The organism is Nocardia jiangxiensis NBRC 101359, from assembly GCF_000308615.1.
Classification (GTDB): Bacteria; Actinomycetota; Actinomycetes; order Mycobacteriales; family Mycobacteriaceae; genus Nocardia; species Nocardia jiangxiensis.
This window is the reverse complement of record NZ_BAGB01000010.1, coordinates 36581-58926: the sequence shown is the minus strand read 5'-3', so window position 1 is coordinate 58926 and position 22346 is coordinate 36581. Positions and strand designations below refer to the sequence as shown.

Below are 22346 nucleotides of genomic sequence, written 5' to 3'. Positions count from 1 at the left end.
CATGTCGTAGTAAAGGCTACGCCAGATACCTTCCGAAACAACGAGTCCTAGGTCACGAGGCGGGTCTCGATCACCTCACCAGTCGGCGAGCTTCCAATTCCGCGCGACACCCCGATCGACCAGCTCGCTGATTTCCGGCGCACAGTCCGGAGCGGACATCCGCAGACCGTCCAGTGATGCCACCCGCGCGGCCAGTGTGATGCTCCCCAACATCCACACGCTGTCCGCGGTGATCAGATCCGCGATGAAGAAGGACTTGTACTCACACGACCACCCTGCCCGCTCGGCCTCGGCGAACAGTGCGCGCTGGGTGATGCCGGGCAGGACGCCGTGCTTGGCGGGCGGGGTGAGCAGCTGCTTGTCGCGCTGGATCACCACGGTCGAGCGCGGACCCTCCAGCACCCGATGTTCGGTGCTGGTGAAGATGACGTCGTCCGCGTCCTGACGGGCGGCGAAGCGCAGCGCGGACATGTTCGTCGCGTACGACAGGGATTTCGCACCCATCAGCAGCCACGGTGCGTTCTGGGCGAGATCGACCGAGATTCCGCGCGCCAGGGTGATCACCGAAATCCCTTCGGTGCGCGCCTTGTCCACCCGCTCGGGAACCGGGGCGACGAGAACGTACGCGGTCGAATCCGGGGTCTCGGACAACGCACCGGAGGTGACTCGCGATGCGGGACCGGCACTTTCGCGACCGCGGGTCAGCACCAGGCGCAACTGCCCCTCGCGCTCGGCGCCCCACTCCTTGGCCGCGATCTCGACTGCCGAACGCCATTGCCCGAGATCGGGTTCCGGTAGATCCAGCACCTGTGCCGAACGCCGCAAGCGGGCCAGATGCAATTCCAGTGCACAGGGTTTGCCCTCGCGTACCAGAACCGTTTCGAAGACGCCGTCGCCGCGCAGTGCGCCGAAGTCGTCCGCAGAGAGCAACGGCGCGTCCGGGTCCTGGACCGCGCCGTCGAGTGTCACCAGAACTCGATCCACCATGGGCAGCAGCCTAGGCGAACGGACGGCTCCGCGAGAGGGTACCGAACTGCCGTCGGCCACCATCACACGTGCTCGGATCACCCGGCAACCGGTGAGGAACTGCACAGCAAACGGGTCGTGAAATCCCGCCGCGACTTGCCCGCCGACCCCGGAGTCCGAATTCGCCTATTGTGGATGATGTGTCCGTGGATCTCCCGCCCAGTCCGCTGCTGACCGTTCCGGGGGCCGTCGCGGGCCCGCCCGGAACCCCCGACGCCGCGATCGCCTGGCATTACGGCGATCCGTTCGGCGAACAGCGAGCCGCGGTCGAGCGCGCGGCCGTGGTCGATCGGTCCCACCGTTTCGTGCTCACCATCACCGGCGCCGAACGGCTGTCCTGGCTGCACACCATCTCCAGCCAGCACATCACCGATCTCGGCGACGGCGAGTCGGCCGAGGATCTGGACCTGGACCTCAACGGCCGGGTACTGCACCATTTCGTGCTCACCGATCTGGACGGCACGCTGTGGATCGATACCGAGGGCGAGCGCGGCCAGGACCTGCTGGACTATCTGCGCAAGATGGTGTTCTGGGCCGACGCGAAACCCGAGGCCGCTCCCGAGCACGCCGTGCTGACCCTGCTCGGCCCCGGCATCGCCGCACTCACCGAGACGCTCGGCGTCGAACAGCTACCTCCGGCATATGGCGCAATTGCGCTACCGTCGGGCGGATTCCTGCGACGTATGCCGTGGCCCACCGGTGACAGTTTCGACCTACTCGTCCCGCGCGAGGAGCTGCACTCCTGGTGGTCCAGGCTGACCACCGCGGGTGTGGCGCCGGCCGGACTGTGGGCGTTCGAGGCGCTGCGGGTGGCGTCCCTGCGACCGCGCATCGGCGTGGACACCGACGAGCGCACCATCCCGCACGAGGTCCGCTGGATCGGCGACGTCGGCGAATTCGGCGCGGTCCACCTGAACAAGGGCTGCTACCGCGGTCAGGAGACGGTCGCGCGGGTGCACAATCTCGGCAAACCGCCACGTCATCTGGTCCTGCTGCATCTGGACGGATCGGCCGACTCCCGTCCGGAGGTCGGCGATCCGGTGACCGCGGGCGGGCGCGCGGTGGGCCGCCTGGGCACCCTCGTCGACCACTACGAACTCGGCCCCATCGCCTTGGCCCTGCTCAAACGCGCCGTCCCGGCCGACGCCCGGCTCGAGGCGGGGCCGATGGCCGCGGCCATCGATCCCGATTCGGTGCCCGCGGACGACGAGCCGCAGGCCGGTCGCCTCGCGGTGGACAGGCTGCGCGGGCGATGAGCGCACCCGCCGGTGAATCCGCGATATCGCATGTCCCGGGGACCTCACACGCCCCGGCGACGCCGCGGTCCGGTCTCGGGGCGGTGGGTACGGTGCTCGCGGTGTGCGTGGTGCACGCCGACCTCGAGATGCCCGCCAAGGTGAACCGCGTCGGGCACACCGCGATCGATAAACGTCCGGTCCCGGGCCGTGTCGCGGTGCGCGCGCTGGGTCTGGACGGAGATCACGTGTGCGACACCGTGCATCACGGCGGCGTGCACCAGGCCGTGTACGCCTATGCCGAGCACGACGCGCAACGCTGGGGTGCGAAGTTGCAGCGCCCACTGGATGCCGGATGGTTCGGCGAGAATCTGCGGATATCCGGTCTGGCGGTGAGTGATTCGGTCATCGGCGAGCGCTGGCGCATCGATGACACCGTGCTCGAGGTGAGCGCGCCACGCGTGCCGTGCGCGACGTTCCAGTACTGGAGCAACGAACGGCAGTGGGTCAAGCGCTTCACCCAGCAGTCCGATACCGGCGCATACCTTCGCGTGCTGCGCGAGGGCACCATCGGCGCGGGCGACGAGGTGCGCATCGACTACGTCCCGGAGCACGGCGTGACGGTCCGCGACCTGTTCACCGGCCGCGATCCCGAGCGGCTCGAACTACTCCTGGCCGCCGAACCCACCGTGTCCGACGACGTCCGCATGCAGGTCGAACGGCATGCGCGCCGCGCGAACCGGACGCGCTCATGATCGGCGGCCGCGCGCGTCGAGTCCGGACCGGCCGGTCCGCTACGGTGGATGCCCGCGGGACGACGCGGAACGATGATCGGGGAGGACGGGTGCACACACGGGTGTCCGAATCGAATGCCGGGGAGGTGCGGTCGTGAGTGTCGACCTGGTCGAGGTGGTCCGATCCGGATTCCGCGAGTGCGTACACCGCGGTTCGGTGGTGATCCTGAACGGCGACGGCGAGCCGGATATCGCACTCGGCGAGGTGCACCTGCCGATCTTCCCGCGGTCGACCAATAAGCCGATGCAGGCGATCACCTTGCTGCGCAACGGTTTCGAGCCCGAGGACGAAGCCGAGCTGGCCATCGCCACCGCCTCGCACTTCGGCGAGCCGGACCACGTGGAACTCGTGCAGCGCCTGCTGGACCGGTTCGGATTCGACGAGGACCAGCTCGAATGCCCGCCGGATCTGCCCTCCGACGAACTCGCCCGAGCCCGCGCCCTGGCCGGGCAGGACCGCGACAAGGCCGCGCGCAGGATCTACATGAACTGCTCGGGCAAACACGCCGCCATGCTCGCGACCTGCAAGATCAACGACTGGCCCACGGTCGGATACCTGAATGCGGCGCATCCGCTGCAGCAGGCGGTCTCCGCGACGATCGCCGAGATCACCGGGGAATCGGAGGTCGATCTCGGCATCGACGGCTGCGGTCTGCCGATCGTGCCGGTATCGCTGGTGAATCTGGCCCGCGCCTACGCGGCGATGGCGACCGGCGAGCCCGGAACCCCGCAACGGCGCGTCGCCGAGGCGATTCGCAACAATCCGCGAGTGATTTCCGGCACGGACGGCCCGGACCTGCTGACCATGCAAGCCACCCCGGGACTGGTCTGCAAGATCGGCGCGGACGGCGTGCACGCGGGTGCGCTGCCGGACGGGCGCGCGTTCGCCTACAAGATCGACGACGGTCACGACCGCGCCCGCATGCCCCTGACGCAGGCAATTCTGCGTCGGATGGGGGTGGAGTGGACCGATGCGCACGCGGATCTGGCGACTCCCGCGGTGCTCGGCGGCGGTGCGCGGGTCGGGGTGATCCGGGCGGTCCCCGGCCTGTTCGGATAACTCCTGGCCGAGGGCGACAACCCGGCAAACCCGGACAGATCGGGAGTCTTCGACCACTCCTGGAAGCGCGACCGCGTCACACACGCTAAAGTGTCTGTCAGGAAGAGTATTAATTCGAACGGGGCCGCCAAACCACCCCAGGCCGCTCCGCAGTGACGTGAGGGGGTCAGCCATGGGCCGTGGCCGGGCTAAGGCAAAGCAGACCAAGGTTGCTCGCGAGCTCAAGTACAGCTCGCCATCGACCGACTTCACGAGCCTTCAGCGCGAGCTGTCGGGACACTCCCACAACTCGCAGCGCGGTGATGTGCTGTCCGACGAGCACGACGGCGACGAATCGCTGTCACGCTGGAACGACACCGACGACGACTACGACAACTGGCGCCGCTGACCTGGACGACGTGTGAAGGGGGAGGCCTGCGGGGCCTCCCCCTTCACACGTCCGCACCGAGTCCGGCCTGTCGAGCAACTCGCATCACCAGCTGAGAGCTCAGCAACCCGCATCGGAGTCCCGTTGAACCAACGGGACATCGGTGCTTTTTTGGTGTCGACACACACCGTTGACCAGTCTTCTACGGACTGTTGCGAATGTCCGTTCCAAGGTTCTGCCGGAACGGACATTCGCAACCAACGGCATGCCGCCGCGCTCAGAAGCGCGGGTGTTCGCCTTCCAGGGTGACGCGGTCGGCGTCGTCGTCCTTGGCCTTCTTCACCGTGCCCAACGTCCAGCAGGCGATGTGGCGGGCGGTCAGGACGGCCAGGGCGCGGTCGGCGTCCTCCGGGGCGACGACGGCGACCATGCCGACGCCCATGTTGAAGGTCTTCTCCATCTCCGCGCGCTCGACCCGGCCGCGCTGGGCGATCAGCTTGAACACCGGCGCGGGATTCCAGGTGCCGCGATCGAGTTCGGCGACCAGGCCCGCGGGCACCACCCGGGACAGGTTTCCGGCCAGTCCGCCGCCGGTGACGTGCGCGAAGGTGCGCACATCGGTCTCTGCGACCAGGGCCAGGCAGTCCTTGGCGTAGATCTTGGTGGGTTCGAGCAGTTCCTCGCCGAGGGTCCGGCCGAACTCCTCGACGTGTCCGGCCAGGGACATCCGATCGATGTCCAGCAACACCTTGCGGGCCAGGCTGTAGCCGTTGGAGTGCAGGCCCGAGGAGCCCATGGCGATGACCACGTCACCGGGACGCACCCGATCCGGCCCCAGCACCGCGTCGGCCTCGACCACGCCGACGCCGGTGGCCGAGATGTCGTAGTGGTCGTCCTCCATCAGGCCGGGATGTTCGGCCGTCTCACCGCCGAGCAGTGCGCAACCGGCCTGGATGCAACCCTCCGCGATACCGGACACGATCTGCGCGACCCGCTCCGGGACGACCTTGCCGACCGCGATGTAGTCCTGCAGGAACAGCGGTTCGGCGCCGCAGACGACCAGATCGTCCACGACCATGGCGACCAGGTCCAGCCCGACGGTGTCGTGCTTGTCCATGGCCTGCGCGACCGCGAGTTTGGTGCCGACGCCATCGGTCGAGGAGGCCAGCACCGGTTCGCGGTAGCCGCCCTTGAGCGCGAACAGTCCGGCGAAGCCGCCGAGCCCGCCCTGTACCTCGGGCCGGGTGGCCTTGCGAGCCAGGGGCGCGAACAGCTCGACCGCGCGGTCACCCGCCTCGATATCCACACCGGCGGCAGCGTACGAAGCGCCGCCCCGGTCGTCCATACCGGCACCACTCGGGGTCTGCTCAGTCATTTTCGGGGAAAGCTCCAAACCGAATCGGCGGATAGATGCCTGATCACGCTACCGGAGCGGAGTAACGGGTATGCACCGGTATTGGCTTGGTGGATCGACAAAATCTCGCCATTGCGATGACGCCGCTGTCCAGCCCCCTTATCCGGATGGGTCGCATACCCGCCACCGGTCATTCGTGCGGTCGTCGCACTGTTCGCCGGGCCACAGGAACTATTGACATACATCCCGTATGTATGTGAATCTGGGCAGGCATCCACCCCCGAAGTCCAGGAGGAACCATGGCAACCAGCACCGCACTCGGCCCGATCGATCATGTGGACCTGCCCGGCGCCCGGATCCGCTATCACGACACCGGCTCCGGCGATCCGGTGGTGTTCGTGCACGGACTGCTCGTCAACGCCGATCTGTGGCGCAAGGTCGTGCCCGGCGTGGTCGCGGCGGGACATCGATGCATCACCCCGGACTGGCCCTTCGGCGCGCACACGATTCCGGTGCCCGACGCGGACCTGTCCCCCACCGGCGCGGCCGATCTCATCGCCGCCTTCCTCGAGCGGCTCGAGCTACGCGATGTGACCCTCGTGGCCAACGACACCGGCGGGGCCATCACGCAGATCCTGTTGACCCGCAACCGATCCCGGGTCGCGCGCGTGGTGCTCACCAACTGCGACGCCTACGAGAAGTTCTTCCCGCAGCCGTTCACCCCGCTGCCGCGGATCGCCGCGGTCCCCGGTCTGCTGCGCGCGATGCTCGAACTCATGCGGGTGCGTCCGGCGCTACGGTTGCCGATCGCCTTCGGCCTGGTCACCAAGCGCCAGCCGCCGCCGGAGATCACCGACTCCTACCTGCTGCCGAGCCGCAATTCCGCCGCGGTGCGCGCGGATCTGCGCCGCTTCGTGCGCGGGGTACACAACCGGTACACCCTGGCCGCCGCCGAGCGGTTCCCGAGTCTGGATCTGCCGATCCTGCTGGCGTGGGCGCCCGAGGACAAGGCGTTCAAACTGTCCTTCGCACAACGTCTCGCGGGCGATCTGCCCAACGCGACGCTGAAGACCGTCGCGGATTCCTACACCTTCATCGCCGAGGATCAGCCCGAGTTGCTCACCGAGTTGATCGTGGAGTTCACTCGGCTGCATGCCACGCCGTAGTCAGGAGGACCGCTCCCGCACCACCCGCACCGCATTGGAACAGGCCGGTTATCGGCTGTTCGCCGCGCGCGGCTATGCGGGCGTCTCGGCCGAGGAGATCGTGTCCGAGGCCGGGGTCACCCGGGGGGCGCTGCACCACCACTACGGCGACAAGAGGGGATTGTTCCTGGCCGTGCTCGAACAACTCGAGGCCGACAACACCGCCGAGATCGAGCGGGCCGTGGCGGCCCTGCCCGATCCGAACGATCTGATGGCAGCGATGGCCGTCGGCCTGCGCACCTTCCTGGACATGTGCAGCCGCGCCGAAACGGTGCGCATCGCCATGGCCGACGGTCCCGCCGTCCTGGGCTGGGCGGGCTGGCGCGAGATGGAGAGCCGGCACGGCCTCGGCCTGATCACCGATCTGCTGGACCGCGCGGTCGCCGCGGGCCTGGCCGTGAACGCGCCCGTCCGCGTGCTGGCGCACCTGATCCTGAGCGCGGTGACCGAGGCGGGCATGCTGGTGGCCAACGCGGAGGATCCGGAAACCGAACGCGCCGAAGCCGAACAGTGCATCCTGCTGATGATCAGCGGGCTCCTGCGGCCGGTGGCCGCGCCGGAACCCTGACACCGCAACCGTTCTCGACGCGCTGCGGTTCTCCGGCGGAGATGATCGATGGCCCCGATCCGGGGCGGCGGCAGTCCGGCACCGGCCACCGCCCCGGATCGGTGAACACTCGGCCGATACCTACCACCGGCCCAGCGTCCGTCCGGAAAGGGATGCGGTGCAGCCGATTCCGCCGAGGGGATGACGGCCCGCGCACCGCATCCGGTTGGTCATCCGGCGCCGTCCGCGGCGAACAGGGCGGCCGAGGCGGCGCGGCGGCGACGCTGTTCGACCGGGTCCGGAACCGGCACGGCCGCGACCAGTCGCTGGGTGTATTCCTGGGACGGGTGCCGCAGGATCTCGTCGCGGGTGCCCTGTTCGACCACGGACCCGTTGCGCAACACCATGATCCGGGCAGCGAGCTGATCCACCACGGCGAGATCGTGGCTGACGAACAGGCACGCCCAGCCGAATTCGCGCTGTAGCTCGGCGAACAGCTCGAGCACCCGCGCCTGCACCGAAACGTCCAGGGCGCTGGTCGGCTCGTCCGCGACCAGCAGATCCGGATTCAGCACCAGCGCCCGAGCCAGACTCGCCCGCTGCCGCTGGCCACCGGAAAGCTCATGGGGATAACGACTCTCGGTCCCCTCCGGCAGTTGCACCGCGTCCAGGATGCCGCGCACCCGCGACCGCAACTCCGCACCCGCGACCGCACGATGCACCACCAGTGGCTCGGCAACGCACTGGCCCACGGTCAACCGCGGATTCAGCGACGTCGCGGGATCCTGGAACACGAACCCCAACCGCCTGCGCATCGGCCGCAACCTGCGCTCGGACAAGCCGGTCAGCTCCTGCCCCTGCACCCGGATCACCCCCGCCGAAGGCCGCTGCAGCGCGGCCACACACCGCCCGATCGTCGTCTTGCCCGACCCGGATTCCCCCACCAGGCCCAGGGTTTCACCGCGGGCGATGCTGAAACTCACCGAGTCGACCGCACGAAAGGCCGCCCGCCCCAGCGCACCCGGGAATTCCACGACCAGATCCCGCACCTCGAGTACGTTTTCGGGCGAGGTCACCTCTTCGCTCGAATCCGCCCCGCTCACCGACGCATCCGAATTCGACCGGTCCGCCGGTCTGACCGGGTCCGGACCGGATGCCGAATCCGGTTGCGGCGCAATCGGAGACACCGGCTCGGCAGTGGGCTCCAAGCCAGCGCCGAGGTGCGGTACGGCAGCGAGCAGATCTCGGGTGTACTGCTCGCGCGGGGCGGCGAACAGCTGCTCGACCGGGGCGGTTTCCACCACCTTGCCCGAACGCATCACCACGACGCGGTCGGCCAGGTCCGCGACGACGCCCATGTTGTGGGTGATCAGGACGATGGCGCTGCCGGTGCGGTCGCGCAGGTCGCGGAGCAGTTCCAGAATTTCGGCCTGGACGGTGACGTCCAGCGCGGTGGTCGGTTCGTCGGCGATGATCACCTTCGGCTCGCACGCGAGGGCGATGGCGATCATCACGCGCTGTTTCTGTCCGCCGGAGAGTTGATGCGGATAGAAGTCGACCCGATGTTCCGGGTCGGGCAGTCCGACCGTTCGCAGCAGTTCGATCGCACGGGCCTTGGCCGCTCGACGACTGGTATTCGTGTGGGCGCGAACGGCTTCGGCGATCTGGAAGCCGACGGTGAACAGCGGGTCCAGGGCCGCACCGGGCTCCTGGAACACCATCGAGATCTCGCCGCCGCGGATCGCGGTCAGCTGTTTGTCCGACATCGCGGTGATCGTGTGCGCGCCGACGGTCACCGTCCCGCGCACCTGGGCGGTGTGCGGCAGCAGTCCGATCGCGGTGCGCGAACTCACCGACTTTCCCGAGCCCGACTCGCCGACGATCGCGAGCACCTCACCGGGGAACACCTCGTACGACACGTCGCGCACGGCATCGACCGCCCCGGCGTCGGTGCTGAAGGTGACCGAGAGCGACGTGATCGACAGGGCCGCAGTACGTTCGGATATTTCAGTCATTCCCGTCTCCGGAACCGTTCGCGGCGGAGGCACCCTCGGTCGCGCTCGCACCCGAGGCCGCCCGACGCGTCCGCAACAGCGGGTTGAGCACCTCGTTCAGACTCTCCCCCACCATCGTCATCCCCAGCACGACAAGCACGATGGCCACGCCGGGAAATATCCCCGTCCACCAGATCCCGTCGGAGACATCGGACAACGCCTTGTTCAGGTCGTAGCCCCATTCCGCGGCCTGGGTCGGTTCGATGCCGTAACCGAGGAATCCCAGCGCGGCCAGCGTCAGGATCGCCTCGGAGCCGTTGAGGGTGATGATCACCGGCAGCGACTGCGTGACGTTGGGGAAGATGTGCCGGAACAGGATTCGCCCGATCGACGCACCGGTCACCCGTGCGGCGTCGACGTACGGTTCGGTCTTCACCGCCACCGTCGCATTGCGCACCACCCGGAAGTATTGCGGCACATAGATCACCGTGATCGCCACGGCCGCGGACAGCACACCGCCGAAACTCGACGAATTGCCGCCCGCCACCACGATGGACACCACGATCGCCAGCAGCAGCGTCGGGAACGCGTACATCGCGTCCATGAACAGCACCAGCACCCGGTCCACCCAGCGCCCGACGTAGCCGGACAGCAATCCCAGTGGCACACCGACGAACAGCGACAACACCAGCGAGATCGCGATGACGATCAGCGCGGTGCGCGCCCCGTAGATCACCCGGGAGAACACGTCCTCCCCGCGCACCGAGGTGCCGAACCAGTGCTGCGCCGAGGGCGCCTGCTGTCGCACGAAATCCACACCGTGATCGGAGATCTGGGCGAATCCGTACGGCGCGATCAGCGGTGCGAACACCGCGACGATCACGAACAGCCCGATCAGCGCGAGCCCGGCGATCAATGTCACCCGCTGCAGTCCGGAGGTCAACGAGAACAGCCGCATCCCGGGAATTCCACGGCGCGGCACCGGCGGGACGACGACCGGATCGGCCATCAGTTCAGGAGCGGTCACTAGAACCTCACCCTCGGATCGATAAGCGCCACAACGATATCCACCAGGAAGCTCATCACCGCGACGACCAGTGCCAGGAATGCCACGATCCCCTGCACCGCGACGAAGTCGCGAGCCTGCAGATACTGCGCGAGCTGATAGCCCAGGCCCTTCCATTCGAAGGTGATCTCGGTGAGCACCGCCCCGCCGAGCATCATCGCGATCTGCATGCCCATCACCGTCACGATCGGAATCATGGCGTTGCGGAACGCATGTCGCCCCGTCACCACCCGATCCGACAGGCCGCGCGCCCGCGCCGCGTCCACGAAATCGCTGCGCAGGGTCTGGATCAGATTGATCCGCACCAGCCGCAGGAAGATTCCCGCGGTCAGCAGTCCCAGCGCGATGGCGGGCAGGATGGCGTGTTTCACCACGTCGAGCAGATATCCGCTGTCGCCGTAGAGGATTGCGTCGATGAACAGGATGTTGGTCTTCGGCGAGACGTTCTGCAGTGCGAGTTCCACATTCGTACTCGCCCGCCCGGCCACCGGCAGCCAGCCCAGCTCGACCGCGAAAACCAGTTTGAGCAGCAGCCCGACGAAGAACACCGGCGCCGCGTAGACCAGGATCGCGAACAGCCGCAATCCCACGTCCGAGGCTTTGTCCCGTCGTTTGGCGGCCAGCCGCCCGAGTGGAATCCCGACCAGGAAGGCGACGATCAACGCCCACACCACCAGTTCCAGCGTAGCCGCGCCGTAACTGGTGATGATGTCGCTGATCGCCCGATTGTCCTGGGAGCGACCGAAATCCCCGCGCACCAGCCCGGAGATGTACTCCCAGTACTGAGTCAGGATGGGCCGGTCGAATCCGGCCGCGCGTTTGCGTTCGGCGATCTGGTCCGGTGGCAGCCGCCCGCCCAGCGCGGCGCTGATCGGATCACCCACCACGCGCATCAGGAAGAAGACGACCGTCACCAGAATCCATGCCGTGGGCACGATCAGCAACAGCCGCACTCCCAGGTAGCGCAGCAGTACGCCATAGCGAGATCCACTGCGGCGCTGCGCATTCGCGGCGGGAGCCGGGACATCCGGCTCCCGCTCGGGGGCTACGCTCGTCACTTGCTCAGCACGCTGTAGCGGAACTTGGTGGACGGATCCAGCGTGCTCTCCACACCCTGAACGCCCTTGACCGACACCGCGATCTGCTTACCGGACAGCAACGGCAGCACCGGAATGAACTTCTGCGCGATATCGGATTGGATCTGCTGCAGGATCGCGATGCGCTGGGTCTTGTCCGGCTGGGTGATCTCCGCGGTCAGCTGCGCGGTGATGCTCGGATCCTCGAAGTGGTTCTGCAGGAAGTTGTTCGGCGCGAAGAACGGGGTCAGATAGTCGTCCGGATCCGGGAAGTCCGGGAACCAGCCCATCTGATACTCCGGGTAGCCGTCGCGAGCACGTTCCTTCTGATAGGTCACCCACTCGGTGGACTGCAGGTTCACCGTGAACAGCCCGGTCGACTCGAGCTGGTTCTTGATCGCCGCGTACTCCTCGGAACTGCTGCCGCCGTAGTGATCCGGGTTGTACTGCAGGTTCAGCGGCACCGGTGTCTGCACCCCGGCGTCGGCGAGGAATTTGGCGGCCTCGGCCTTGTTCGGCTTGGCCCCGTAGAGATCCTTGAACGGTTCGGTCGCGCCCTCGTAGCCCTGCGGCACAGTCGAATACGCGGGCTGGTACATCCCCTTGTACACACCGGTGGACAGCGCGTCGCGATCGACGCTCGCGGACACGGCCTTGCGGACCGCGAGCTTCTGCTCGGGTGTGCCGCCCGGCATGGTGTTCAGATTGAACACGATGTAGCGCAGCTCGCCGCCCAGGCCCTCGTGCACCTCGACCTTGTCGTTCTTGCGCAACGACTCCAGATCGGTCGGGCTCAGGCTGCGATAGGCGACATCGATGTTGCCGTTCTGGATGTCGAGCTTGAGATTGTCGGCCGAGGCGTAGTACTTGGCCGAGACCGTCGCGGTCTTCGGCGTCCCCAGGATCCCGTTGTACCCCGAATTCGCCTGATACTGAACGAGTTTGTTCTTGTCGTAGCTGGTGATCGTGTACGGCCCGGAGAACGGCTTCGCCTTGACGATCGCGTCGTCGTCCATGATCTTGTCCGCCGGGAACACCTTCTCGTCCACGATCGGCCCCGCCTGGGTCGGCAGGATCGCCGGGAAGGTCTGATCGTTGGCGTTCTTGAGGGTGAAGGTCACCGTATTCGCATCGGGAGCGTCGGTGTGATCCAGATTGCCCAGCAGCGAGGCCGGTCCGTTCGGATCGTTGATCTTCAACATCCGATCGAAGGAGAACTTCACGCTGGCCGAGGTCAGCGGATCACCGTTGGCGAACTTCAGGCCCTGCTTCAGCGTGCAGGAATACGTGGTGGGCGTGGCGAATTCGCACTTCTGCGCCGCATCGGGGGTCGGATTGGTCGCCCCCGGCGCGAAGTTCAGCAGGTGCTGGTAGACCTGCGTTTCGGGCACGTACGAGCCCTGGTCGTAGGCCGCGGCGGGGTCCAGGGAGAAGATCTTGTCCGTGGTCCCGATGACCAGACCGCTACCGCTGCCGCCGCCGTTGGTGCGGCCGGCACCGCACCCGGCGACCGCGACCAGCGCGAGTCCTGCCATTCCTACTGCCGCAATAGTTTTCACGCGACCCGATCGGGCCGCCGACGCATGTGTCGCCGTTAACCGCATGACTGTCCCTCATCTCGCACACGCGGCGCACGCCGTCCCGGGTCACGGGACGGGTGCGACCGCGTCAACTTCGATATGGCGGGACAGTACCGCCAGGGCGTTGCGGATATGTTGCGTTTCGCAACAATTAGTCGCTTATGCAGAAATTCTGCAGGTCTACGGACGACTCAGGGCGCTCGCATTCGCGTTCTCGCCCAGCAGCTGGGACTCGGGCTTGCCGCCGAGAATCGTCTCCAGGACATTCTTTCCGATCGCGGCCTCGGTCGGCAGCGCAATCGGGTACTCGCCGTCGAAGCAGGCGCAGCACAGGCGCGAGCGCGGCTGCTCGGTGGCCGCGACCATCCCCTCGAGGGAGATGTAGCCCAGCGTGTCCGCGCCGATCGAACGCCGCACGTTCTCGACCATGTCCTCGACCGAACCCTCGCACTCGGCCCCGTTGGCGATCAACTCCGCGCGCGAGGCGAAGTCGATGCCGTAGAAGCACGGCCACTTCACCGGCGGCGAGGCGATGCGGACGTGGATCTCCAACGCCCCGGCCTCGCGCAGCATGCGGATCAACGCGCGCTGGGTGTTGCCGCGCACGATCGAATCATCCACCACGACCAGGCGTTTGCCGCGGATCACCTCGCGCAGCGGATTGAGCTTGAGCCGGATGCCGAGCTGGCGGATGGTCTGGCTGGGCTGGATGAACGTGCGCCCGACGTAGGCGTTCTTCATCAGTCCCTGACCGTAGGGCGTGCCCGAACCCTGGGCGTAGCCGACCGCGGCCGGGGTGCCGGATTCGGGAACGGGGATGACCAGATCGGCTTCGACCGGATGTTCACCGGCGAGGCGACGGCCGATCTCCACGCGCGTGGCGTGCACCGAACGTCCGGAGATGGTGCTGTCCGGACGGGCGAGGTAGACGTATTCGAAGACGCAGCCCTTCGGCTCCGGATTGGCGAACCGCGAGGAACGCACCCCGTCCGCGTCGATCGCCAGCAGTTCGCCCGGCTCGATTTCGCGCACGAAGGATGCGCCGACGATGTCCAGTGCGGCGGTTTCGCTGGCAACCACCCAGCCACGATCCAGGCGGCCCAGGCACAGCGGCCGCACACCGTGCGGATCGCGGGCGGCATAGAGGGTGTGCTCATCCATGAAGGTCAGGCAGAACGCGCCGCGCAGAGTCGGCAGCAATTCCATCGCGGCCTGCTCGATGCTCTTGTCGGTGGCCGCGTGCGCCAGCAGCGCGGTCATCACATCCGAGTCCGAGGTGGCCGCGACCGAGCCCGGCATCCGGTTGATCAGGCCGAATTCGCGTGCCCGGGAGGCCAGTTCGGCGGTGTTGACCAGGTTTCCGTTGTGCCCCAGGGCAATCCCGGTGCCGACCGAGGTGGTGCGGAAGATCGGCTGGGCGTTCTCCCAGGTGACCGCGCCGGTGGTGGAATACCGGCAGTGCCCGACCGCGACGTGGCCGGGCATGGCCGCCAGCGTCTGCTCGTCGAACACCTGACTCACCAGGCCCAGATCCTTGAACACCAGCACCTGCGAACCGTCGGAGACCGCGATGCCCGCCGCCTCCTGACCGCGGTGCTGCAATGCGTAGAGGCCGTAATAGGTGAGCTTGGCCACATCCTCACCCGGAGCCCAGACACCGAAGACGCCGCACTCCTCGCGTGGCTCGTTTTCGGGCCGGTCCGAGTCGGGTTCGACGGGTGAATTCGGGCTTTCGACCGACAGATCGTCGTTGGTCACCGTTTGCTCCATGTTCGGCGGGCTGGTGGCATCGATCATTCTACGGGTCATCCGCGCGAAACCTACGTCGGGATCACCCGGATGGCACGCGGTTTGCTGCTACGGTGCGACCGTGGCGTCTACGGACAGTGCGGAAGTGCCTGCGAACCCTCGGCGACTGAGCCCGGTCAGGTGGACTTTTCCGATCATCGTGATGACTCTGTTGGGCGCGCTGCTCAGTGTGATGTATCTCGATTACGTCATCGATCCGGAGAAGAATCTGCACGACTTCCCGATCGCACTGGTGAACCAGGACGTCGGCGACACGATCGGCGGCAAACAGGTCAACTTCGGCGATCAGGTGCAGGACGGGCTGCGCAAGGCCGTGCCCGCGGACAAGATCGATCTGCGCGTGCTGGGCCTGAACGAGGCGCAGCTGCAGATGCAGACCGGCAAGGTGTACGCGACGGTCATCATTCCGAGCGACTTCACCAAACGCCTCGGGATTCTCGGTGTCGGCAGCGTCGTCCCGGGCGATATCGAACGTCCGATCATCACCCTGCAGACCAATCCGCGCACGGGCGCGTTCGCCACGTCGATCGCGCAGCGTTTCGGCAATGAGGCGCTGACACAGGTCGACACCACCGTCGGCAAACAGCTGACCGAACAGGTGCAGGCCCAGCTCACCTCCGGCGGCGGGACCGCGACCCAGTTGTCCGGCGCCACCCGGATCGTGCTGGCCCATCCGCTGAACATCGTGACCGATCAGTTCCGCCCGCTACCCGGAGGTTCCGGCCAAGGGCTGACGGCCTTCTTCTACGGTCTGCTGCTGCTGATGGTCGGCATGGTCGGCGCGATGGTCGTGCATCAGCTGATCGACTCCTCGCTGGGCTTCCTGCCGACCGAGTGGGGGCCGTGGTACGTGCACTATCCGCGCGCGAGCATCTCCCGGGTACGGACGCTGCTGATCAAGTGGGCGGCCGTGGCCGTCATGGCGGTGGTCGTCTCGGCGGTGATGATGGGCATCGGCAAGATGCTGGGCATGCCGATCGATCAACCGCTGACGCTGTTCCTCTACGGCGCGTTGGTGATCATCGCGACCGGTTTCACCTGCACCTCGGTCCTCGCGGCGATCGGCAGCTCTGGACTGATCGTCAACATGATCGTGTTCATCATCCTGGGCCTGCCCTCCTCCGGCGGCTCGGTCCCGATCGAGGCGACCCCGAAGTACTTCGGCTGGCTGGCCTCGTTCGAACCGATGCACCAGGTGTTCCTGGGCACCCGCGCGATCCTCTACTTCAACGGCAGCGGTGACGCCGGACTCGCTCGCGGATGCTGGATGGCCGCGCTGGGCCTGGCCATCGGGTTGGTCCTCGGGCTGGTGATCACGCGCTACTACGACCACAAGGGACTCGAACGCAAGCCGGTCAACCAGACTCAGCCCGCCTGAACCTCATCCGAACCGTGCTCCAGCACACCGGGGTTCAGAGCGGGACGAGCGGCAGCCAGTGCGCGAGTTCGCTCGCCCGAATCCCGGACACGGTCAGCGCACCGGAGTCGACGGCCTGCTGATAGGTGAGCAGCCCGGTCGCCAGCAGCAACCACGTGCGCGGATCGGTCTCGACCACATTCGGCGGGGTGCCGCGGGTATGCCTGGGCCCCTCGATGCACTGCACCGCCACGAACGGCGGCACCCGCACCTCCACCGAGGCCCCCGGCGCGCTGGCCGCGAGTGTGCGCGCCGTCCCGCGCACCGCCGCGGCGAGCTCCGCCCGCGCGGGAGCCTGCGCGGTCTCCGCACGCAACCACTCGCCCACGGCCACCACCGCCGCCCGAACCGCCGCCGGATCCACCGCACCTCGTCGCGCCACGATCCCGAGACTACCCAGCGGAGATCAGCGAACTCGCCGCCGCACGTCGTCCGCGCGGCAACTACAGCGATCGCAGCTCGTCGGCGATTGGTGCGCCAGGGCCGTGATCGCTTGTTGTCCACAATGATCCACAGAGCGCTGCGGCGACGCATGGCGTCACACCGGTCCGCGAGTCCGCCGTGCGATCCGGGGTGCGATCGCGCCGCCAGCGTTGACGGCCAGATGTACCAGCGCCGGAGCGATCACGCTGCCGGTGCGACGGCGTAGCCCGCCCAGGATGAGACCGGCCAGGGTGGTCGCGAATCCGGTCGTGGGCACGTGTTCACCGGCAGCGCGGGCGGGACCGATGTGCCATAGGCCGAAAGCCGTTGCACCGAGCCAGATTCCATACGTTTCGAAAGTCTCGTCGAGTAGTGGATCCAGGGTGCCGCGGAAGATCAGTTCCTCGCTGTACACCGTGCCGAACGGGATGTGCACACCTGCCCATTCGACGAGGCCGACTTCCGGTGCGCGGTCGGCGAATTCGGACAGGCGTGTGCGCAGCGACGGAATGGCGAGTGCGGTGCAGTACCCGATGCAGACCGCTGCGAACAGTACCGATCCGCAGCGTAGTCCACGATCGGCGAGCGGCGGCCGCCGTGTCGTATATCGATCCCCCCGCGCGGTCGATATCGGCATCGACGAGACGCAATCCGCTGTGCCCGAGTCGGAATCGCGTTCGTCACGTGGTCGTCGGGTTCGGAATGCGGCGGCGTGGACCGTGGCGAATGCGACGTTGGCGGCGGTGCGGCCGCGCGGTCCCAGGCGCAGGCGCGGTAGTAGCCAGTTGTTCCACAGGAGTGGAATACGCACGGCTGCCAGTGTTTTCGGGTTCACTTGACGGCGCGTTCGTAGGCCTCGGAGAGTTCGATCTGGGTGCGGATTCGGTCCTCGAGGTCCGGATTCCAGTCCGGGGGCGGCAGCACCGCGGCCCAGCCGTCCAGCACGAGGCTGCCGTAGTTGTGGCCGTGGCCGTCGCTGACGCCCTGGGCATTGGTGAGGTCGGCGGCGACCTGCCAGAAGGTGACGAACGGCCACCAGCGCATCTGCGTGGACACATCCGAACCGCGACGCTCCGAGAGCCAATTCGGTTTGGAGAAGATCAGATCCGGCGACCACCACACGATCGGATCCGACGCGTGTTGCAGATAGGCGATGCGCGGACGCCGCCATTCGGGCGAGGGCTTGGACAGATCGGCGGCGTTCGCGGCGAAACGCACCACGAGTCCGTCCGCGTAGACCGGCGCCACCTCGCGCGATCCGGGATCACGCCGGGTGACGAACTGGCTCCACAGCAGATTCGAATTCGGCGGACCCACCCACAGCGCGCCGTCCACCCGCGCACGCAGATCGGCCAGTCCGGAGAAGGCCGACTCGGACCCCTGCGAACCCAGCGATTCCCCGTAGACCAGCAGTTTCGGCCGGGTCTGCACCGGTCGCTGCGACCATGCCCGGTAGATCGCGTCGAACATCTTCCGCCCCGACTCGGCCACCTTCTGCCGGTCCGCGAGGAAGGACAGCACACTGGGCAGGTACGAATACTGCGAGGCCACGATCGCGGTGTCACCGCGGTACATGTACTCGATCGCATTGGCGGTCATGGAATTCACCCACCCGGTACCGGTCGTGGTGACCACCACCAGCACCTTGCGATCGAACGCATGCGTCCGCTCGAGTTCATCCACGGCCAGATCCTGCTGGCTCTCACCATGTTTCGCCGACTCCAGCCCGACGTAGGCGCGAATCGGTTCCAGCGCGGGCTTTCCCGTGACAGCGCCGATCCGGAAGGCGTCGGGACCGTGCGAGACGAACCAGCGCCCCTCCGAGCCGAGGGTGGCCCAAGCGGCCAGCGACTGCGGACTGCCGGAGCGTTCCGGCGCCTGCGGCTGCACCGCATAGGAGGTCATCTTGTCGTTGCGCACGCTGAACGCCGAATTGGCCACCGCGAAGAACGCGCGCGACGCGACGCCGTTGAACAGCGATACGACCAGCACCGCCAGCAGCGCGGTGCCGACGGTGGGCGCGAACCTCGGCGGGATCCGCACCCAGCGGCTCAGCAGCCGGGCCAGCAGCCGCACGGTGATCCGCAACGTCCGGTAGACCCCGACCACCACCGTGCCCACCAGCAGACTCAACCCGCCCGTCCGCAGATATCCCGAGGTGGTGGTGCCGGTCATATCCATCAGCGTGTAGGTCTGCCGCTGCCAGTCCGCCGAGAGCACCAGCATGTATCCCGCCGCCAGGATGCACACCACCAGCACGGTCACCTTCACCGCGTACTGCACGCGCAGCGGTGGCGGTTGCCACGGCAGTTTCGGCCCGATCCACCGCCGGAACGCCCAGTCGAACACGCAGCCGACGCCGTATCCGATCACCGCGTTGAAACCGCTGATCAGACCCTGGAACAGCCAGTCGCGCGGCAGCAGCGACGGAGTGACCGACCAGGCGAAGAACACCGTGGCGACGACCAGTCCGGCATAGTTGAGGCCGATGACGTCCTTTTCCAGGCGATGCAGCAGCTCGGACGCCCGGCGAGCGACGACGACACTACGCGAACGCAGCGACGTCAGGGCCTCGGCGGAGTCGAGCACCTGTCAAGTATGGCCGCCCGACCACCGAAATCATGGGACGTCGCGCGGAGGCGCAGATCACCGCGTGCGCGAACTACCTGCCCGCCTCGAGTAGTTGTACGCAGGTCGGCGAGCCCGCCGATCGGGACACTCGATGCCATGAGCACTCCCGATACCTCGACCAAGAGCACCTCGGCCTTCCTGGCCCAGGCCGCCATCGCCTTCGGCCTGGCCTTCGTCGCCACCGCCGCGGGCATCATCTACCTGCCGCTGGACATCTGGCAGCGCGGCTTCCTCCTGATGACCATGCTGTTCCTGGTCAGCAGCACCTTCACCCTCGCCAAGGTCGTCCGCGACCAGCACGAGGCCGCCCGCGTGCACCACCGCATCGACGAGGCCCGCCTGGACAAGCTGATGGCCGAACACGACCCGTTCCGCGCGGCCTGACCGACCGACACCCCGACAGGCGATATCCCGTGATATCGCCTGGGACACCGGGCAAGTGGGCTCAGTGGTCGGAGGAACCGAACAGCCGGGGCAGCGTGCCCTCGTGGGCCTCACGGAGTTCGGCCACGGGGACGGTGAACTGGCCCTGGATCTCGACCGAATCCGAGCCCTGATCCACGACACCGATACGCACCCAGGGCAATCCGCGGGCGTCGCACATCTTGGTGAAGCGGGTCTCCTCCGAACGCGGGACCGCGACCAGGACGCGGCCGGCGGATTCGGAGAACAGCATCACGAAGGGGTCGGCATCTTCGGGCAGCACGATCCGGCAACCGGTTTCGCCTGCCAGCGCGGCCTCCACGACGGTCTGCGCCAGGCCGCCCTCGCTGAGATCGTGTGCGGCACTGACCAATCCGTCACGCGAGCCGGAGGTGAGCACCTCGGCGAGCAGCTGCTCGCGGGCCAGGTCGACCCGCGGCGGGACGCCGCCGAGATGGTCGTGCTCGACCTGGGCCCAGATCGAACCGTCGAATTCGTCGCGGGTGTCGCCGAGCAGGATGAGCGTCTCGCCGGGCTCGAGCCCCGGACCGGTCGGGATGCGGCGGTGCACGTCATCGATGACGCCCAGCACGCCGACCACCGGCGTCGGCAGGATCGCGGTCTGCCCGGTCTGGTTGTAGAAGCTCACATTGCCGCCGGTGACCGGAATCCCCAGTGCCGCACAACCATCCGCGAGTCCGCGCACGGCCTGCTGGAACTGCCACATCACGCCCGGATCCTCCGGCGAGCCGAAGTTCAGGCAGTTCGTGACCGCCTTCGGGGTGGCACCGGTGGTCGCGACGTTGCGGAACGCCTCGGCCAGCGCGAGCTGCGCGCCGGTGTACGGATCGAGTTTCGTGTAGCGGCCCGACGCGTCGGTGGCCAGCGCGATACCGCGGCCGGAGGATTCGTCGATGCGGATGACGCCGGCGTCGGCGTGTTCGGCCAGCACGGTGTTGCCGCGCACGTAGCGGTCGTACTGTTCGGTGATCCAGCGGCGGCTGCTCAGCTGCGGGCTGGCGATCATCTTCAGCAGGGTCGCGCGCAGTTCCTCGCCGGTCTTCGGGCGGGTCAGGCTCGCGCTGGTGTCGGCGACGAGTGCGTCCTGCGAGTCCGGGCGCTGCACCGGACGCTCGTAGACCGGGCCCTCGTGGGCGACGGTGCGCGGCGGAACGTCCACCACGGTCTCGCCGTGCCAGGTGATGACGAGGTTGTCACCGTCGGTGACCTCGCCGATCACGGTGGCCAGGGTGTCCCATTTGCGGCAGACGGCCATGAACGCGTCCACGCTCGAAGGCGTCACCACCGCACACATGCGCTCCTGCGATTCGCTCGACAGGATCTCCGCGGGAGTCATGTTCGCCGCGCGCAGCGGCACCTGATCCAGTTCGATATGCATGCCGCCGTCTCCGGCAGCCGCGAGTTCGGAAGTGGCACAGGACAATCCGGCGCCGCCGAGGTCCTGGATGCCGACCACCAGACCGGCCGCGTACAGCTCGAGACAGCACTCGATGAGCACCTTCTCGGTGAACGGGTCGCCGACCTGCACGCTCGGCAGCTTCTTGCGCCCGGCACCGGATTCGTCGCCGGAGAAGGTATCCGAGGCCAGCACCGAGACACCACCGATACCGTCCAGCCCGGTCCGCGCACCGAAAAGAATGATCTTGTTACCGGCGCCCGAGGCGAAGGCCAGATGCAGATCCTCCACCCGCATAACCCCCGCGCACAGCGCGTTCACCAGCGGATTGCCCTGATAGGACGGATCGAATACGGTCTCGCCGCCGACATTGGGCAGACCCAGCGAATTGCCGTAACCGCCCACACCGCGGACCACGCCGTCCACCACGCGCCGGGTGTCGGGGTGATCGGCCGCACCGAACCGCAGCTGATCCATCACCGCGATCGGCCGCGCGCCCATCGCCATGATGTCGCGCACGATGCCGCCGACGCCGGTCGCCGCACCCTGATACGGCTCCACGTAGGAGGGGTGATTGTGGCTCTCCACCTTGAAGGTGACCGCCCAGCCGTCGCCGATGTCGACCACGCCCGCGTTCTCGCCGATACCGGCCAGCATCGACGCGCGCATCTCGTCGGTGGTGGTCTGCCCGAAATAACGCAGATGCACCTTCGAGGACTTGTACGAGCAGTGCTCGCTCCACATCACCGAATACATCGCGAGCTCGGCGTCGGTGGGACGACGGCCCAGGATCTCCCGGATCCGGGTGTACTCGTCGTCCTTGAGACCCAGCTCCTTGTACGGCTGCGGGGTTTCCGGGGTTGCCGCGGCGGCGCTGACGGTGTCGACGTGGACAGTCACGGTGAGTACCAGGGTCCTTTCG

The 22346-nt window shown here is 67.3% G+C and carries 19 protein-coding genes; 8 read left to right on the top strand and 11 right to left on the bottom strand.

Going from position 1 to position 22346, the window contains the following annotated elements; translation table 11 throughout:
• Positions 1 to 75 precede the first annotated feature (75 nt).
• Complete coding sequence (locus tag ON40_RS02980) at positions 76 to 987, bottom strand: aminodeoxychorismate lyase (protein ID WP_040818205.1); 912 nt, start codon at positions 985 to 987, stop codon at positions 76 to 78.
• Between the two features lie 167 nt (positions 988 to 1154).
• Here ON40_RS02980 and ygfZ point away from each other — a divergent pair, with 167 nt between their 5' ends.
• The 4 genes from ygfZ to ON40_RS02960 all read left to right on the top strand — a co-directional run bounded on the left by ygfZ (position 1155) and on the right by ON40_RS02960 (position 4503).
• Positions 1155 to 2282 (top strand): CAF17-like 4Fe-4S cluster assembly/insertion protein YgfZ, encoded by a 1128-nt coding sequence (ygfZ, locus tag ON40_RS02975; RefSeq protein ID WP_040818203.1) that lies wholly within the window; start codon positions 1155 to 1157, stop codon positions 2280 to 2282.
• A gap of 128 nt (positions 2283 to 2410) precedes the next feature.
• The gene (locus tag ON40_RS02970) at positions 2411 to 3016 is read left to right on the top strand and encodes an MOSC domain-containing protein (protein ID WP_245567632.1); all 606 of its coding nucleotides are present in this window, start codon (positions 2411 to 2413) and stop codon (positions 3014 to 3016) included.
• Positions 3017 to 3149: 133 nt separating this feature from the next.
• Positions 3150 to 4115, top strand: coding sequence for an asparaginase (locus ON40_RS02965; RefSeq protein WP_040818201.1), 966 nt, complete (start codon positions 3150 to 3152; stop codon positions 4113 to 4115).
• Positions 4116 to 4287: 172 nt separating this feature from the next.
• Positions 4288 to 4503 (top strand): DUF3073 domain-containing protein, encoded by a 216-nt coding sequence (locus ON40_RS02960; RefSeq protein WP_040818199.1) that lies wholly within the window; start codon positions 4288 to 4290, stop codon positions 4501 to 4503.
• Positions 4504 to 4759: 256 nt separating this feature from the next.
• On the opposite strand, the gene purM is transcribed toward ON40_RS02960, so the two are convergent.
• Positions 4760 to 5857, bottom strand: coding sequence for a phosphoribosylformylglycinamidine cyclo-ligase (gene purM / locus ON40_RS02955; RefSeq protein ID WP_040818196.1), 1098 nt, complete (start codon positions 5855 to 5857; stop codon positions 4760 to 4762).
• A 278-nt stretch (positions 5858 to 6135) separates the two neighbouring features.
• On the opposite strand from purM, the gene ON40_RS02950 reads away from it, so the two are divergent.
• Together ON40_RS02950 and ON40_RS02945 are read left to right on the top strand one after the other, a co-directional pair.
• Positions 6136 to 7002, top strand: a complete 867-nt coding sequence (locus ON40_RS02950; protein ID WP_040818194.1) for an alpha/beta fold hydrolase — start codon at positions 6136 to 6138, stop codon at positions 7000 to 7002.
• Positions 6989 to 7609 (top strand): TetR/AcrR family transcriptional regulator, encoded by a 621-nt coding sequence (locus tag ON40_RS02945; RefSeq protein WP_040818192.1) that lies wholly within the window; start codon positions 6989 to 6991, stop codon positions 7607 to 7609. The genes ON40_RS02950 and ON40_RS02945 overlap by 14 nt, the downstream gene beginning before the upstream one ends.
• A gap of 209 nt (positions 7610 to 7818) precedes the next feature.
• On the opposite strand, the gene ON40_RS02940 is transcribed toward ON40_RS02945, so the two are convergent.
• The 5 genes from ON40_RS02940 to purF form a co-directional block, all read right to left on the bottom strand.
• Entirely contained in the window at positions 7819 to 9603 is a 1785-nt protein-coding gene (locus ON40_RS02940; protein WP_040818189.1) for a dipeptide ABC transporter ATP-binding protein, read from the bottom strand.
• The gene (locus tag ON40_RS02935; protein ID WP_051192622.1) at positions 9596 to 10591 is read right to left on the bottom strand and encodes an ABC transporter permease; all 996 of its coding nucleotides are present in this window, start codon (positions 10589 to 10591) and stop codon (positions 9596 to 9598) included. Before ON40_RS02935 ends, ON40_RS02940 begins: the two co-directional genes overlap by 8 nt.
• 17 nt (positions 10592 to 10608) lie before the next feature.
• Positions 10609 to 11619, bottom strand: a complete 1011-nt coding sequence (locus ON40_RS02930) for an ABC transporter permease (RefSeq protein ID WP_040818275.1) — start codon at positions 11617 to 11619, stop codon at positions 10609 to 10611.
• A gap of 83 nt (positions 11620 to 11702) precedes the next feature.
• On the bottom strand, positions 11703 to 13259 hold the full coding sequence (locus ON40_RS02925) for an ABC transporter substrate-binding protein (protein ID WP_040818186.1): 1557 nt from the start codon (positions 13257 to 13259) through the stop codon (positions 11703 to 11705).
• A gap of 225 nt (positions 13260 to 13484) precedes the next feature.
• Entirely contained in the window at positions 13485 to 15062 is a 1578-nt protein-coding gene (gene purF / locus ON40_RS02920) for an amidophosphoribosyltransferase (protein ID WP_040818274.1), read from the bottom strand.
• Between the two features lie 112 nt (positions 15063 to 15174).
• Here purF and ON40_RS02915 point away from each other — a divergent pair, with 112 nt between their 5' ends.
• On the top strand, positions 15175 to 16491 hold the full coding sequence (locus ON40_RS02915) for a YhgE/Pip domain-containing protein (protein ID WP_306305368.1): 1317 nt from the start codon (positions 15175 to 15177) through the stop codon (positions 16489 to 16491).
• A gap of 34 nt (positions 16492 to 16525) precedes the next feature.
• Here ON40_RS02915 and ON40_RS02910 read toward each other — a convergent pair whose 3' ends face one another.
• The 3 genes from ON40_RS02910 to ON40_RS02900 all read right to left on the bottom strand — a co-directional run bounded on the left by ON40_RS02910 (position 16526) and on the right by ON40_RS02900 (position 19542).
• Positions 16526 to 16912, bottom strand: a complete 387-nt coding sequence (locus ON40_RS02910; RefSeq protein WP_085997630.1) for a sterol carrier family protein — start codon at positions 16910 to 16912, stop codon at positions 16526 to 16528.
• A 156-nt stretch (positions 16913 to 17068) separates the two neighbouring features.
• Positions 17069 to 17764, bottom strand: a complete 696-nt coding sequence (locus ON40_RS02905) for a CPBP family intramembrane glutamic endopeptidase (protein ID WP_245567630.1) — start codon at positions 17762 to 17764, stop codon at positions 17069 to 17071.
• Positions 17765 to 17784: 20 nt separating this feature from the next.
• Positions 17785 to 19542, bottom strand: a complete 1758-nt coding sequence (locus ON40_RS02900; RefSeq protein WP_040818176.1) for an alpha/beta hydrolase — start codon at positions 19540 to 19542, stop codon at positions 17785 to 17787.
• 138 nt (positions 19543 to 19680) lie between these two features.
• Between ON40_RS02900 and ON40_RS02895 the strand changes: the two genes are divergently transcribed.
• A complete protein-coding gene (locus tag ON40_RS02895) occupies positions 19681 to 19968 on the top strand; it encodes a YiaA/YiaB family inner membrane protein (protein WP_040818174.1) in 288 nt (95 codons plus the stop codon).
• A gap of 61 nt (positions 19969 to 20029) precedes the next feature.
• Here the strand turns inward: ON40_RS02895 and purL are convergent, their stop codons facing one another.
• Positions 20030 to 22324 carry a phosphoribosylformylglycinamidine synthase subunit PurL gene (gene purL, locus ON40_RS02890; RefSeq protein ID WP_040818273.1) on the bottom strand — a complete coding sequence of 765 codons (2295 nt, stop codon included), beginning with the start codon at positions 22322 to 22324 and terminating at the stop codon, positions 20030 to 20032.
• Positions 22325 to 22346: the final 22 nt, after the last annotated feature.